This is a genomic window from Nocardia sputorum (genome assembly GCF_027924405.1).
GTDB lineage: Bacteria > Actinomycetota > Actinomycetes > Mycobacteriales > Mycobacteriaceae > Nocardia > Nocardia sputorum.
Genome location: NZ_AP026978.1, coordinates 2,723,053 through 2,736,379, shown reverse-complemented (window position 1 = coordinate 2,736,379; position 13,327 = coordinate 2,723,053). Strand labels below are relative to the sequence as shown.

Genomic DNA, 13,327 nt, shown 5'->3' with positions numbered 1-13,327 from the left:
ACAACGAAGGAGAGACCGACTATGCGTGGAGTCGTCATGCACGCTCCCGGAGACGTGCGAGTCGAGCAGCGGGAGGATCCGAGGATCATCGAGCCGACCGACGCGATCATCCGCGTCACCGCGACCTGTATCTGCGGGTCGGACCTGTGGCCTTACCGCGGGGTCGAAAAGCTGAACGGGCCCACCCCGATGGGGCATGAGTACGTCGGGGTCGTCGAGGAGATCGGCTCGGAGGTCCGCGATGTCGCGGTGGGCGACTTCGTGGTGGGATCGTTCTTCGCCTCCGACAACACCTGCGAGATCTGCCGCGCCGGCTACCAGAGCCGGTGCGTGCACAACGTGCCCATCGGCATGATCGGCACCCAGGCCGAACGCGCCCGCATCCCGCTCGCCGACGGCACCCTGGTCGCCGTTCCCAGCCGACCGGGCGACGAGCAGATCGCGCATCTGCTGGCCGCCTCCGATGTGCTCGGCACCGGCTGGTTCGCCGCCGTGGCCGCCGAAGCCGGGCCCGGTAAGACGGTCGCGGTCGTCGGGGACGGCGCGGTCGGGTTGCTCGCCGTGCTGGCCGCGGCCCAGCTCGGCGCGGAGCGCATCATCGCCATGAGCCGCCATTCCGACCGTCAGGCGCTGGCACGCAAGTTCGGCGCGACCGACATCGTCGAAGAACGCGGAGACGAGGGCGTGGCCAGGATCAAGGAACTCACCGGCGGGCTCGGCGCACACTCGGTGATCGAGGCCGTCGGCACCCAGGAGTCGATGCAGCAGGCGATCCGCTGCACGCGTCCCGGTGGGCACGTCGGCTACGTCGGTGTCGCCCACGACGTGCACCTCGACGGCATGGAACTGTTCTTCTCCGGCGTGCACCTGCACGGCGGCCCGGCCCCCGTGCGGCGTTTTCTGCCCCAGCTGGTCGATCTGATCGTGCGCGGCGAGATCGATCCCGGCGCCGTCTTCGACCTCACCCTGCCCCTCGAGCAGGCCGCTGAAGGTTATCGCGCCATGGACGAGCGCCGCGCCACCAAAGTGCTGCTCACCGTCTGACCCGCATCGCCCCGGCCAGGTCAGGACGCTCTGGGGTGACATCGACTGGGCCGACCGGTCGCCACGGCCGACTACCAGCGCGCCATGCGCCTCTGACCAGCGCATGCACCACGGGCGCCGACCCGGGTTCCGGCGCGCGCCGGCACGGCTGCCGACGGCGGCCACCGTCGGGCGCCGCGCCGCCGAGTGTTCCCGTCGTCGACGCCGCTCGCGCCGATGGTCAGCCGGTGGCCGTGGTCTCGGCGGATGTGACTCGGCCGCGTGTCAGCGTGCGGCGGGCGAGGTAGGCGAGCGCGCCGACCGCGAGAACGGCGACTCCGGCCAGAACCGAGGTCACCGGCAGGGCGAAGGCGAGAAGCAGGCAGCCTGCCACGCCGGTCGCGGGGATGACGCGGGGCGGGCGGTTCTCGGCGGGGGAAAGCGTCCACGCGGCGGCGTTGGCGATGGCGTAGTAGGCCAGCACGCCGAAGGAGGAGAAACCGATCGCGCCCCGCACGTCCACGGTGGCGGCCAGGACCGCGACGACCACGCCCACCGTGATCTCGGCACGATGCGGCACGGCGTACCGGGGATGGACCGCGGCGAGGACGTGGGGCAGGTGCCGGTCCCTGGCCATGGCCAGGGTCGTGCGGGAGACGCCGAGGATCAGCGCGAGCAGCGACCCCAGCGCCGCCACCGCGGCACCGGCCCGAACCACCGGCGCCAGCCGATCGGCGCCGGCGGCGGTGACGGCATCCGTCAGTGGCGCGGTGGCCGACGCGAGGTTGCCGGGACCGAGCACAGTCAGCGCCGCGACCGCGACGACGGCGTAGACGACGAGGGTGATACCGAGCGCCAGAGGGATCGCGCGCGGAATCGTGCGGGCGGGGTCGCGCACCTCCTCCCCGAGCGTGGCGATCCGCGCGTATCCGGCGAAGGCGAAGAACAGCAGGCCCGCAGCCTGCAGAACACCGGAGCCGGTGACATCCCCGCCGATGCGCAGCTGCGCCACCTGCGCGCTGCCGGAGGTGAGGGTGGCCACGGCCACGGCTGCGAGCACCGCCAGCGCGATCGCGACGATCACCCGGGTCAGCCACGCCGATTTCCGCACTCCGGCATAGTCGACGGCGGTCAACGCGAGCACGGCCGCGACCGCGACCGCGTGTGCTCGGGCCGGCCAGAGGTAGCTGCCGACGGTCAGCGCCATGGCCGCGCAGGAGGCGGTCTTGCCGACGACGAAAGCCCATCCTGCGAGGTAGCCCCAGAAATCGCCGAGGCGTTCCCGGCCATAGACATACGTGCCGCCCGAGGCCGGATAGCGTGCGGCCAGCCGTGCCGAGGACGTCGCGTTGCAGTAGGCCACCACGGCGGCGATCGCCAACCCGGCCAGCAGCCCCGATCCGGCAGCCTGCGCGGCCGGCGCCAGGGCGGCGAAGATTCCCGCGCCGATCATGGACCCCAGCCCGATCACCACCGCGTCTGTCACGCCCAGCCGGCGGCGGAGTTCGTCGGGCAATGCGGGAACAGCCGATGCGTCGTTCGACATGGAAGAAGCGCTTACGAGGCGGCGGGCTGGAACAGTTCGACCAGGTTGCCCGCGGGGTCTTGCAGCAGGACTTGTCGTCCGCCGGGGCCGCTGATGATGTCGTTGCGGAAGGGGATGCCGGAGGCTCGCAGTCGTTCTGCTTCGGCGGAGATGTCGTCGACGACGAGCTGGATGCGGTTCCAGCCGGTGCCGGGTGCCGGGGTGGCGCCGTCGGGCATCGGGCGTCCGGCGGAACTCGCGGGCCCGGACAGGAGCAGCTGCAAGGGGCCCCGCCGCGCAGCGGCGAAGGCAGGCGCGGCGTCGAAGTCGACGGTGAAGCCGAGGTGAGTGGTGTAGAAGTCGACCGCCGCGCGCACATCGTCGACGAGATAGCGGACGCAGGCGAGTTCGGTCGGCGCGGTCGTCATGGTCGGGTCTCCTTTTGGTTCATTTCCTCGACAGGCACGGAGTTGATCGGGACGGGCGGTCGCCGACCGGCGGTGTCTACGCCGGCGTGCGGACTCGACGTTGCTGCGATAGTGGCGGCCCGAATCCGATTCGGATATCGAGTTCGCTTGCGAGGCGCCGGAATTCCGGATATGTCGCACGATCGGCGCCGGCGGCGGTGGACGGATTGGGCAGACTCCAGTGCGTCGTGACGGCCGCTCCGTGATCGCGGGGAACTTCGCGGATCTTGTCGCACAACGTGATCACGTAGTCGAAGCGCCGCCCGGTGATCGCCTCCAGAGGCTGCGGCTGCCGGGGCTCGAGGTCGATGCCGTAATCAGCCCGCAGGACGCGCGCCGTGTTCGGATGCATCCGTGCCGCGGGATGACTACCCGCGCTGGCGACTTCCACCCCGGTGGCCCGATGCCGCAGCATCGCCTCCGCCATCGGAGAGCGCGCGCTGTTACCGGTGCACAGGAACAGCACCGAACTGCCGCGGGGCCACTCCCGGCGCGCGGGCGCCAGCGCCGGATGCAGGGCGACGGCCGCGTCGCCGAGAGCGTTCGCGCAGGCCGACAGGTCCAGGTGGTAGTAGGTGTCGCGCGCATCGAAACTGCTGCGGCGTGCGCCCACCAGGCCCGACGTGCGCAGCAGCCGCAGGTGATACGACACCAGGTTCTGCGGCTCGCCGACCGCCGCCACCAGCTCTCGCACCCGGCGATCACCGCACGCCAACTCGGTCAGCAACGCCCACCGCACCGGATGCGAAGCCATGCGCATCAGCAACGGAACCGGCACTCGATCGGGGGCGACCACAACGGCAGAATACATCAAATTCATTTGATGAAATACCGTTCCGCGGCATCCGCGTCAGCCGGATCGATCGGCACATGCCGTACACCGTCGCGATCCGATCGCCGGGCCGGTCCGCGACGTGCGCTAGGGTTCGAACCCGTGTCCAAGCTGCGGCGGCGAGTGGCAGAGGCTGCGGAAGCGGCGCTGGCCCAACGCAAATATGTGTCGGCAGTCGACGTCTTCGCCGTTCTGGGGTGGGTGCGATCCAGTCAGGTCGATCGCTGGCGGCAGGGGCAGGTGCGGTCGTTGGAGCAGATCCTGGCGGTGGACGCACGGCGGATGCACGAGGCGGCGGACCTGCTGGGCGAGTGGGCTCGCGAGCACGGGCTCACCGCGAGCACAGCGACGTATCTGTCGGGTGGGCGCGATCGCGAGGCGTTGCGGTTCGCCGACGACGGCGCGGACGAGGTGTTCCGGGTGCACTGGCTCTCCCCGCAGCTCAGCCCGGCGCGCCGCGAACAGGTCGTCCAACGCCAGAACCGGGCACCGGATCTGACGGTGGTCGAGGCCGCGGAGCCGTGGACGTGCGCCGAATGCGCCGAAACCGGCCCGTATTCGATCACCTCCACGGCCGGGCCGCTGTGCCTGACTTGTTCGGACCTCGACCATCTCGAGTTCCTGCCCGCCGGGAACGCGGCGCTGAGCCGGCGTGCCAAGAAGGAGAGCACCCTCGCCGCCGTCGTGGTCCGCCTCAATCGGCGACGCAAACGCTACGAACGGCTGGGCATCCTCGTCGAGGAAGCCGCCCTCATCCGCGCCGAGCAGCAGTGCCTGGCCGACGACGATGCCCGCGCCCGCCGCCGCGAACGCGACCGCATCCGACGCACCGCCCAGGACGTCGAATACTGCGCCCGCATGTCCGACGAGATCCGCCGGCTGTTCCCCGGCTGCCCCGCAGACCGCGCCAACCGGATCGCCGAACACGCCGCCGCCCGCGGCAGCGGCCGCGTAGGGCGCACCGCCGCCGCCAAACTCCTCTCCCCCGAAGCGCTCACCCTCGCCGTCATAGCCTCCATCCGCCACCGCGACACCGACTACGACCACCTCCTCATGACCGGCATTCCCCGTTCGGAGGCCAGGGCCAGGATCCGCCCCACCGTCGACCACGTCCTCGAAACCTGGCGCGGCTAGTTCTGCCGTCAGCGGGTGGGCGATCACCCGCCGGTCCGTCATCAGAACGCGTAACGCACCGTCAACCAGGGGGTCCGCTGGGCGATGAGCTCGGTCAGCGTCCGGACCCCCGCCGCCTTCACGTCGTTGCGATAACGCACATTCCACATGCCCGACTGGGAGCGCTTGGCCTGCTGGATCTGCGGCCGCCACAACAGCTCCTCGGACTTCGGGTGCCAGCCGAGGTTGACCTCGTGCAGTTGCTCGTTGTGGGTGAGCATGATGATCTCCGCGGCGGCCTGGGCCTTGAAGGCGGCGCCCGTACCGTCCGAGAGCTCCTCCAGCAGCTCCGCCCAGTCCTCCTTCCAGCCGGGGCGGACGACGACGGGGGAAAAGTTGACGTGCACCTCGTAGCCTGCCGCCACGAAGTCGTCGATCGCGGCGATGCGCTGCCGGATCGGCGTGCTGCGCAGATCCAGCAGCTGCGAGTCGGTCTCGGGCATGAGCGAGAACCTGATCCGGGTCCGCCCGCGCGGGTCGAGATCGAGCAGGTCGCGGTTGACGTACTTGGTGGCGAACGAAGCCTTCGCGGTGGGCCACGCACCGAACGCGGTGATCAGGTCGGCGACGTTGTCGCTGACCAGCGCGTCGACGGAGCAGTCGCTGTTCTCGCCGAGGTCGTAGACCCACGCGTGCGGGTCGCACTGATTCGGCACGGTCTTGGATCCCTGCCTGCGCACGTGACGTTCCAGGTAGCCGATGATCTTGTCGATGTTCGTGAACACCGTGATCGGGTTGGCGTAACCCTTGCGGCGGGGGACGTAGCAGTAGGCGCACGCCATCGCGCAGCCGTTGGACGTCGAGGGTGCGATCCAGTCGGCCGAACGGCCGTTCGGCCGGGCCGTCAGCGACTTCTTGACCCCGAGTACGAGGTCCTCGGTCTTGACCCGGATCCAGCGGTCGACATTGCCCGCGTTGCCGTGCAGCTGGTCGATGTTCCAATGGGAGGCCACGGTGATGATCTCGGCGTCGGGAAAGCGCGCGCGCACCTGCTGCCCGCGCGCGCTCGCCAGCGCATCCGGTTCGGCCCACAGGCGACGGACGTCCAGCAAACGGGGACCCGCCGTGGGCCGGAAAGGGTCCGGAGCTGGGACGAATCGAGTCATGCCCCCTGCCTACCCCACCCCACCGACATCCGGTGGACGCACGCGACCTCCACATCGGCGATCTCACAGCAACGAGCCGCCGCACTGCGGCGCAGGAACGGATTCCGGCAGCCGCAGACCATCGCCGCGGCGGCGGCCTTCCGGGCGGAGGCAAGCGGGGACAGCGCACGGCATCGGCCGAATGTCCGATCAGCGGCGTGTCAGCGGCTGGACGTCGATGAACTCGGTGCCGATCTCGCGCATCCACTCGACCGCGTGGTGGGGATCGATCAACGCTTCGGGAGTGTGGATGCCGGGCGCGACGGCGTGCCCGCGCAACCCGAGCAAACGCTCGACGCCCAGGGCGATACCGAGCGCGGTCAACGGCCGCTGCCCCGCCGGATGGACCAGGTAGCGGCTGGTTCGCAACGGTTCGCCCACCTCGTCGGCTCCTTCGATGTCGATCCGAACCTCCGTGGAAGCGGATGCGCCGCGGCGGCGGCCCGCGGACTCCCCGACCGCGAGGTCGAAGCGAACGTCCTCCGCGCCGGTGGCGAGCGCGATACTCGGCACGTCGAGAATGGGGATGCTCTGCCCGGGTATTTCGACACCGTCGACGCTGCGCACACCGGCTTGGGCGTCGGCAGCCGCCAGCCAGGTGAAAACGCCGTCACGCCGTAGCCATCCCGCCGAAGTAGCGGCCGACAGCCGCTCCAGATCCGCCATCCCCGCGGGCCCGCCCGCGTCCGTTTCGTCCAGCACGGCGCCGATCCGGACAGCGTCTACCCGACCGAACCGCTCGGCCGCCGCCAACGTCGCGAGGACGACGAGACCGGCGAGATAGTGACTGGCCACCAGAACCGGTGCGGCCTCCGCGCGCTGCGCGCCCGCGACGATCTCCGGCGCGATCTCCACCAAGCCACTGGAGATGCTCAGATACGGCAATCCGCGGTCCTGCGCGAAGCGCAGTCCCGACAGCTTGCGGTCCCACACCGCCGCGACCACCGCCGAGTAGCCGTGATCGGCCGCGAGACCCAGGTCCGGACGCTCCAGATAGATGGTCACCGCCGTCGCCGCGCCCAATTCGTCGGCGACCTGCTGGGCGCGCGCGAGATCACGTGCCGCGATGGTCAGCGGCAGTGCCGGATGCCACCGCCGCAGTATCGCGGCAGCACCCGCCCCTGCCTGCCCCGAACCGCCCAGGATCAGCACCGATTCCGACCGTACCGACATGTGTCCACTCCTCGTCCAGCTAACTACATTTTGTATATACATTCTGTAGATACAATGTGTAGCTAAACTTGGCCGACAACGCAAGGGAGGATCGATGGCCACCACGCCGCCTCGCCTGTCCAAGCAGGCCAGACGCGAGCAATTGCTCGAGACCGCACTGTCGGTCGTGCGCGCTCACGGCGCCGACGCCCTCACCCTGGTCACTCTCGCCGAGGCCGCCGGAGTGACCAGGCCGGTCGTGTACGACCACTTCGGCACCCGCCCCGGGTTGCTGCTCGCCCTCTATCGGCGGCTCGACGAACGGCAGCGGGCCGCGTCGGTACAAGCGTTGCGCGAGGCCGGACCCACCGCGACGGACGTCGCCCGCGTCACCAGTGCCGTCTACTTCGCCTGCGCCGCCGACATGCCGGAGCTCACCGCGATTTCCGCCGCGCTGAGGGGGAACCCGGACATGGAGGCGGCCCAACGCGAGATGTACGACAGCTATACCGACCTGATGGCCGCCGCACTCCAGCCACACTCGACCCTGGCGCCCCCGGCGCTGCGGTTGCGCTGCGTCGGCATCCTGGGCGCGGCCGAGGCCATCGCGATCGAGTTGAACCACGGCCGCACGACCACCGCCGACGCGATCACCGCACTCACCGACATGATCATGGGCAGCCTGGAGTCCCACCCGCTTCCCGACCGCGCCTGACGACTTCCAGTGCGACTCCGCCGGATCGTTCGGCACGGCCCGTAGCGGGCGCGGCGTCACGCGTTGATCGCGTGGCTCGGCTCGGCTGTGGTGATGTGACGACGGCGGGACGGGATCATCATTGTCGGGTGCGAGATGCTCCAGGCCGCGCTCTTGCAGATGAGCTCTTTGACTCGCGCGGCCGCCCGGCCGGTGAGGGCGGAGGGTTTGGGCTGATCGTCGGGGGTGACCCACTGCACGATGGCGTCGCGGCGGCCGAGGCTGATGCACTGGCCGGTGTAGCCGATCGCATTGCGAGGGATCTTCCGGCCGGTCAGTCGTGCGGCGATGGCGTCGGCGGCCTGGTAGGCCGTCGGGACTCCCGAGGCGCAGGACATGCGCAGCGGATCGCCGTTCGCTCCAGGGGCGAGCGCGGCGTCGCCGACGGCGTAGACATCGGGGTGCGAGACCGACCGCATCGTGTCGTCGACGACGATCTGCCCGGTCGCCGACACCTGCAAGGTGGTGGCCGCGGCGATCGGGTGGACGGTGAAACCGGCTGTCCACACGGTCATCCGGGCCGGGATCGTGCGGCCGTCGGCGGTGACCGCGCCGGCCGGCTGGACGCGGACGATGTCGGTGTTCTCGTGCACATCGATACCGAGCCGGTCGAACGCCTTGCGCAGGTGCTGTCGGGCCTTGTCGCTCAGCCAGTCCCCGAGGCCGCCGCGAGCGGCGAGAGCGACAGCCAGATCCGGTCGGGCTTCGGCGATCTCGGTGGCGGCTTCGATGCCGGTCAGGCCGCCCCCGACGATCAGCACGGTCGCACCCGTGGCCAGGCTTGCCAGACGGTCTCGCAACCGCTGCGCGGACTGCTTGCCGGCGATGTCGTAGGCGTGCTCGGCCACGCCGGGAACACCACCGTCGGCGGCGGCGCTGCCGAGGGCGTAGACGAGGGTGTCGTAGGCGATCTCGCCGGGACCGTCGGCGTCGGTGACACTCACGGTCTTACGCTCGGCGTCGACCGCGGTCACTCGCGCCGGCCGCACCCGCACGCCGGTGCCCGCGAAGACGTCGATCAGCGCGCGGCGCTCGAGATCCTGGCCGGTCGCGTACTGGTGCATGCGGACCCGCTCGACGAATTCCGGATCGGCGTTGACGAGGGTGATCTCGACATCGGCGGGGTGCAGCCGCTTGGCGAGGCGACCGGCGGCGTTGGCTCCGGCGTATCCGGCGCCGAGGATGACGATGCGGTGGGTCATGGTCTCACTCCTGTCTGGGTGGTGTTCGCTACCTGAACCGGACAGCGGCGCGAACCCTGACAGAAGTGAAATGTGATCTAGGTCACCAGACGTCGAGGAGTGGGTCCCCATGCCCGGACATCGCCCAGCGGCGCGTGGCGCGTACCAGTTTGCTCGGGTTGGCCTGGGTGTGGACGGCCGCGATGCCGTCGGTCGTCACCTCCAAGGAGATGACACCGACGACCCGGTCGCCGACCACGATCACCAGCGCGGGCACGCCATTGACCACCGCGGCGAACAGAGCGGCGCGACCGCCGATCATCTCCCATTTGGCGGCGGTCGGCTCGAACAGGCGGCGCAGGAATCTCGCCACCCGCAGCGCGCCCGTGATCGGCTCCGGCAGCGAGAAGACCACGCCGCCGCCGTCGCCCGCGCTGATCGCATCATCGGTCAGCAGCCGCACCAGTGAGTCGGTGTTGCCGCTCAGTGCGGCGGCGAGGAACTCGTCGACGATCTTGCGGGCGGCGGCCTCGTCTACCTCCACGCGAGTCCGTTCGCCGGCCATGTGCTGCTTGGCGCGCCGGTAGATCTGCTGGCAATTCGACTCGGTGACCTCGAGGACTTCGGCGATCTCACCATGCGAGTAACCGAACGCCTCGCGCAGCACGTACACGACGCGTTCCCGGGCAGACAGCCGCTCCATCAGCGTGAGCATCGCGATCGAGACCGATTCGCGCTGCTCGACAGTGTCGGCCGGACCGAGCATCCGGTCCCCGGCGAAGACCGGCTCGGGCAGCCACTGGCCCACATACGCCTCTCGCCGCGACCGCGCCGAGGTGAGCTGATTGAGGCAGATGTTCGTGAGCACCTTCGTCAGCCACGCCTCGGGCGTCTCGACGAGCTCGCGGTCGGCGGCCTGCCAGCGCAGGAACGTATCCTGCACCGCGTCCTCGGCATCGCTCGCCGAACCCAGCAGGCGGTACGCGATCGCCTCCAATCGCGGCCTGGAGTTCTCGAACACCTCGACCTCACGGTCACCAACCAACATTCCTCGAAGTTAATTGCTGCGAGCTGCCGCCGCGAACGGCCACACCACCGAACAGGTGAACATACGCACCGCGCGCTACCCCGACCGCTTGTTTTCGCTGGACAAACCGCTCGTCCCGGAAGTTCCGACTGTTGGACAGATGCCACAGCAAGTAGTGATGCAGGTCACATCGAAGATGTGTCACGTTCTCCGGGGCTGCCCTGTCCCATAGCCGACCCCACGAACAAGCCCCACAGGGAGCGAGCGATGAACACCACCACAACCCACGAGATCGTCGTCCTCGGCGCCGGCTACGCCGGCCTCATCGCCACGGCTCGGCTGGCCCGCTACACCCGCAAGCTGAACACCCGCATCACCCTGGTGAACCCCTCGCCCCGCTTCACCGAGCGACTGCGCCTGCACCAGGTCGCGGCGGGCCAGGAACTGACCGACTACCAGATCCCGGACCTGCTGAAGGGCACCGGCGTGGAATTCCGCCAGGCGACGGCCACCGCCATCGACACCGCCGACCGCATCGTCACCCTCGACGACGGCTCGGTCCTCTACTACGACTCGCTGGTCTACGCCCTCGGTAGCGCCACCGACACGAGCATCGTCCCCGGCGCGGCGGATCACGCGTGGACCCTCGACGACCCCCGGCTCGCGCATCGCTTCTCGCGGCGGCTGCGCGACATCGCCGCCGTGGGCGGAACGGTCACCGTCTGCGGTGGCGGGCTCACCGGCATCGAGGCGGCTGCCGAAATAGCCGAGGCGCACCCGGGTCTGGCCGTCAACCTGGTCAGCGCAGCCGAACTCGGCGGCATGATGGGCGAGAAGGCCCGCGCCTACCTCAACCGAGCCCTGGACCGGCTGGGGGTGGTGCGTATGGCCGGGGTCAAGGTCACCAAGGTGCTGCCCGACGCAGTGCGGCTGGACACCGGCGAACTCGTTCCCTCCGACCTGATCCTCTGGACCACCGGCGTGCGAGTGTCGCCGCTGGCCGCTCAGGCCGGAATCACCACCGACGCAAGCGGACTCATCATCACCGACCCCACCCTGCGCTCGGTGTCGCACCCGGAGATCCACGCTGTCGGAGACGCCGCATCGGTGCGACAGGCATGGGGCCAGTTGCACGGCACCTGCCAGAGTGGCGTGGTCACCGCCGACTACACCGCCACCGTCATCGCCCGTCTGCTGCGCGGGAAAGCGGTGCGGCCGCTGCGCTTCGGCTACTTTCACCAGCCGGTGAGCCTGGGCCGCAAGGACGCGGTCATCCAGTTCACCAACGCCGATGACACCCCGAACCGGTGGCACCTCGCGGGCAAGGCCGCGGTCATCTACAAGGAGCAGGTCAGCAGCACCCCTCCGGTGGCCGCCAAGATGAGCCGCTACCTCGCACTCCCGGTGCAGCTGTCGAAGGGCGGCCGCGCCACCCGTAAGACCGCATGATGCTCCGCAGTCCGCGGCCGGGGAACCGACAGGTCTCTCGGCCACTGGACGCCGGATCCGCCGACCGCTAGGGATGTCACATGCAGGATCGCCAACCCGACCAGCCGACCCCGGCGCCCAGGCCGCGCGACGCGACGATCGACCCGTTCGTCGAACACCGCAGGCTACTTTTCGGCACCGCCTATCACATGCTGGGCAGCGTCGCCGACGCCGAGGACATCCTGCAGGACGCTTGGTTGAAGTGGCATGCGGCAGACCAGACTTCGGTGGAGCACCCGAAGTCCTACCTGGTGCGCACCGTCACCAATCTCGCCCTGAACCGCCTCACATCCGCCCGGGCCACCCGCGAAACCTATCTAGGACCATGGCTGCCCGAACCGCTGATCACGGCACCGAACGCCGCTGAGGAGACCGAAATGGCCGACACGGTGTCGACGGCGATGCTGGTCGTCCTCGAAACCCTCAACCCCACCGAGCGAGCCGTATTCGTGCTGCGCGAGGTCTTCGGCTACTCCTGCGCCGAAATCGGCGGTTTTCTCGATCGCCCCGAGGCCACCGTCCGCCAGATCTCGCACCGCGCCCGCTCGCACATGCAGGCCCGCCGCCCCCGCTTCGAGACGGACGAGGCGGCCCGCCAGGAGATCACCGAGAAATTCATGGCCGCCTGTCACGGCGGCGACCTCAACGCTCTCATGGAACTGCTCGCCCCGGAGGTGACGCTGTGGAACGACGGCGGCGGCATCGTCACCGCAGCGCGCCGTCCGCTGCACGGCCCCGACCATGTGGCGCGCTGGCTGCTCGGCGTCATGGCGAAACCGGTCTCCGCAGGCATTCGCCTCGAATCCGCTGTCGTCAACGGCGAGTTGAGCATTGTCGGCTTGATCGGCGACTATCCCGTCGGCGTACTGACCTACGACATTCACGCCGGCCACGTCGAGAACATCCGCTTCCAGGTCAATCCACAGAAGTTGGGTGGCATCCAGGCGGCTGGCGACCCCTCCTGAGCACCGCGCTTTCGCGCCGCCTCCTCCCCCGCCGCTGCGCCCTCCGAGCGCGGAGTCGCTCGCGTCCGGCACCGCCCCTACCGCACGGTGGGGATGGCCGAGCGACGCTTGGCAGAGCCCTCGGACGTAATTCACGGACGCTGCAAACCCATTGAACCGGAGCCGTCGCCAGGAGACGGAATCGCTGTCACGTGTGGTGTGTCAGCCGTTCTCGGTGACGGTGGTGTCGGGGTGGCGGCGGCTGGTGTCGGGCTTGACGAAGTGCCCGGTGATCGCCGAGCGGTCGCGCCGGTTGTCACCGTCGTGCGGCTCATCCTCACCGAGAGTGGTCTTCGGGTTCTCCGTCGCGGTCTCCTCGCTCACGTATTCGCCGGTCTCGGCGGAGCGATAGCTCTTCTCGGCCACGAAATCCTCCTTGAACAGTCTGATCGCAACCCTCAGCAGGGCACTGTGTCCGGTACTTCACCGAATAGCACCTCCGCGCCGCGGGAAACCTTCCGCAACAGAAGTTTCGACCTGTTCCACGCGGGTGAGGTCGCGCCGCCGGGTCAGGCGGCTCGGAGCAACTTCGCCAATCCAGGGCAGCAGCCGTGTA

The 13,327-nt window shown here is 69.4% G+C and carries 13 protein-coding genes; 5 read left to right on the top strand and 8 right to left on the bottom strand.

All coding sequences use genetic code 11. From position 1 onward, the window contains the following. The first annotated feature begins 21 nt into the window (after nucleotides 1–21). A complete protein-coding gene (locus QMG86_RS12560; RefSeq protein WP_281879655.1) occupies nucleotides 22–1,044 on the top strand; it encodes a zinc-dependent alcohol dehydrogenase family protein in 1,023 nt (340 codons plus the stop codon). A 220-nt stretch (nucleotides 1,045–1,264) separates the two neighbouring features. Here the strand turns inward: QMG86_RS12560 and QMG86_RS12555 are convergent, their stop codons facing one another. The 3 genes from QMG86_RS12555 to QMG86_RS12545 form a co-directional block, all read right to left on the bottom strand. Continuing rightward, nucleotides 1,265–2,569 (bottom strand): APC family permease, encoded by a 1,305-nt coding sequence (locus tag QMG86_RS12555; RefSeq protein WP_281879654.1) that lies wholly within the window; start codon nucleotides 2,567–2,569, stop codon nucleotides 1,265–1,267. Between the two features lie 11 nt (nucleotides 2,570–2,580). Next, a complete protein-coding gene (locus QMG86_RS12550) occupies nucleotides 2,581–2,976 on the bottom strand; it encodes a VOC family protein (protein WP_281879653.1) in 396 nt (131 codons plus the stop codon). Nucleotides 2,977–3,052: 76 nt separating this feature from the next. Further along, a complete protein-coding gene (locus QMG86_RS12545; protein WP_281879652.1) occupies nucleotides 3,053–3,826 on the bottom strand; it encodes an arsenate reductase/protein-tyrosine-phosphatase family protein in 774 nt (257 codons plus the stop codon). Nucleotides 3,827–3,949: 123 nt separating this feature from the next. Here QMG86_RS12545 and QMG86_RS12540 point away from each other — a divergent pair, with 123 nt between their 5' ends. Continuing rightward, a complete protein-coding gene (locus QMG86_RS12540) occupies nucleotides 3,950–4,981 on the top strand; it encodes a DUF2293 domain-containing protein (RefSeq protein WP_281879651.1) in 1,032 nt (343 codons plus the stop codon). A gap of 41 nt (nucleotides 4,982–5,022) precedes the next feature. On the opposite strand, the gene QMG86_RS12535 is transcribed toward QMG86_RS12540, so the two are convergent. Both QMG86_RS12535 and QMG86_RS12530 read right to left on the bottom strand, forming a co-directional pair. Then, nucleotides 5,023–6,126, bottom strand: coding sequence for a spore photoproduct lyase family protein (locus QMG86_RS12535; RefSeq protein ID WP_281879650.1), 1,104 nt, complete (start codon nucleotides 6,124–6,126; stop codon nucleotides 5,023–5,025). 189 nt (nucleotides 6,127–6,315) lie between these two features. Further along, on the bottom strand, nucleotides 6,316–7,338 hold the full coding sequence (locus tag QMG86_RS12530) for a saccharopine dehydrogenase (RefSeq protein WP_281879649.1): 1,023 nt from the start codon (nucleotides 7,336–7,338) through the stop codon (nucleotides 6,316–6,318). Between the two features lie 94 nt (nucleotides 7,339–7,432). Here QMG86_RS12530 and QMG86_RS12525 point away from each other — a divergent pair, with 94 nt between their 5' ends. After that, nucleotides 7,433–8,032, top strand: coding sequence for a TetR/AcrR family transcriptional regulator (locus QMG86_RS12525; protein ID WP_281879648.1), 600 nt, complete (start codon nucleotides 7,433–7,435; stop codon nucleotides 8,030–8,032). Nucleotides 8,033–8,088: 56 nt separating this feature from the next. On the opposite strand, the gene QMG86_RS12520 is transcribed toward QMG86_RS12525, so the two are convergent. Together QMG86_RS12520 and sigJ are read right to left on the bottom strand one after the other, a co-directional pair. Then, complete coding sequence (locus QMG86_RS12520) at nucleotides 8,089–9,273, bottom strand: NAD(P)/FAD-dependent oxidoreductase (RefSeq protein ID WP_281879647.1); 1,185 nt, start codon at nucleotides 9,271–9,273, stop codon at nucleotides 8,089–8,091. 82 nt (nucleotides 9,274–9,355) lie between these two features. Continuing rightward, nucleotides 9,356–10,300 carry an RNA polymerase sigma factor SigJ gene (sigJ, locus tag QMG86_RS12515; RefSeq protein WP_281879646.1) on the bottom strand — a complete coding sequence of 315 codons (945 nt, stop codon included), beginning with the start codon at nucleotides 10,298–10,300 and terminating at the stop codon, nucleotides 9,356–9,358. Between the two features lie 246 nt (nucleotides 10,301–10,546). Between sigJ and QMG86_RS12510 the strand changes: the two genes are divergently transcribed. Both QMG86_RS12510 and QMG86_RS12505 read left to right on the top strand, forming a co-directional pair. After that, complete coding sequence (locus tag QMG86_RS12510; protein ID WP_281879645.1) at nucleotides 10,547–11,728, top strand: NAD(P)/FAD-dependent oxidoreductase; 1,182 nt, start codon at nucleotides 10,547–10,549, stop codon at nucleotides 11,726–11,728. Between the two features lie 80 nt (nucleotides 11,729–11,808). Further along, complete coding sequence (locus QMG86_RS12505; protein WP_281879644.1) at nucleotides 11,809–12,732, top strand: RNA polymerase sigma-70 factor; 924 nt, start codon at nucleotides 11,809–11,811, stop codon at nucleotides 12,730–12,732. A gap of 201 nt (nucleotides 12,733–12,933) precedes the next feature. Here QMG86_RS12505 and QMG86_RS12500 read toward each other — a convergent pair whose 3' ends face one another. Continuing rightward, nucleotides 12,934–13,137, bottom strand: a complete 204-nt coding sequence (locus QMG86_RS12500) for a hypothetical protein (RefSeq protein ID WP_281879643.1) — start codon at nucleotides 13,135–13,137, stop codon at nucleotides 12,934–12,936. Nucleotides 13,138–13,327 lie beyond the last annotated feature (190 nt).

Bases quoted from the DNA above. Each gene is read 5' to 3' on its own strand.
- QMG86_RS12560 (WP_281879655.1), top strand. From the start codon at position 22: ATGCGTGGAGTCGTCATGCACGCTCCCGGAGACGTGCGAGTCGAGCAG.
- QMG86_RS12555 (WP_281879654.1), bottom strand. From the start codon at position 2,569: ATGTCGAACGACGCATCGGCTGTTCCCGCATTGCCCGACGAACTCCGC.
- QMG86_RS12550 (WP_281879653.1), bottom strand. From the start codon at position 2,976: ATGACGACCGCGCCGACCGAACTCGCCTGCGTCCGCTATCTCGTCGAC.
- QMG86_RS12545 (WP_281879652.1), bottom strand. From the start codon at position 3,826: ATGTATTCTGCCGTTGTGGTCGCCCCCGATCGAGTGCCGGTTCCGTTG.
- QMG86_RS12535 (WP_281879650.1), bottom strand. From the start codon at position 6,126: ATGACTCGATTCGTCCCAGCTCCGGACCCTTTCCGGCCCACGGCGGGT.
- QMG86_RS12530 (WP_281879649.1), bottom strand. From the start codon at position 7,338: ATGTCGGTACGGTCGGAATCGGTGCTGATCCTGGGCGGTTCGGGGCAG.
- QMG86_RS12525 (WP_281879648.1), top strand. From the start codon at position 7,433: ATGGCCACCACGCCGCCTCGCCTGTCCAAGCAGGCCAGACGCGAGCAA.
- QMG86_RS12520 (WP_281879647.1), bottom strand. From the start codon at position 9,273: ATGACCCACCGCATCGTCATCCTCGGCGCCGGATACGCCGGAGCCAAC.
- sigJ (WP_281879646.1), bottom strand. From the start codon at position 10,300: ATGTTGGTTGGTGACCGTGAGGTCGAGGTGTTCGAGAACTCCAGGCCG.
- QMG86_RS12510 (WP_281879645.1), top strand. From the start codon at position 10,547: ATGAACACCACCACAACCCACGAGATCGTCGTCCTCGGCGCCGGCTAC.
- QMG86_RS12505 (WP_281879644.1), top strand. From the start codon at position 11,809: ATGCAGGATCGCCAACCCGACCAGCCGACCCCGGCGCCCAGGCCGCGC.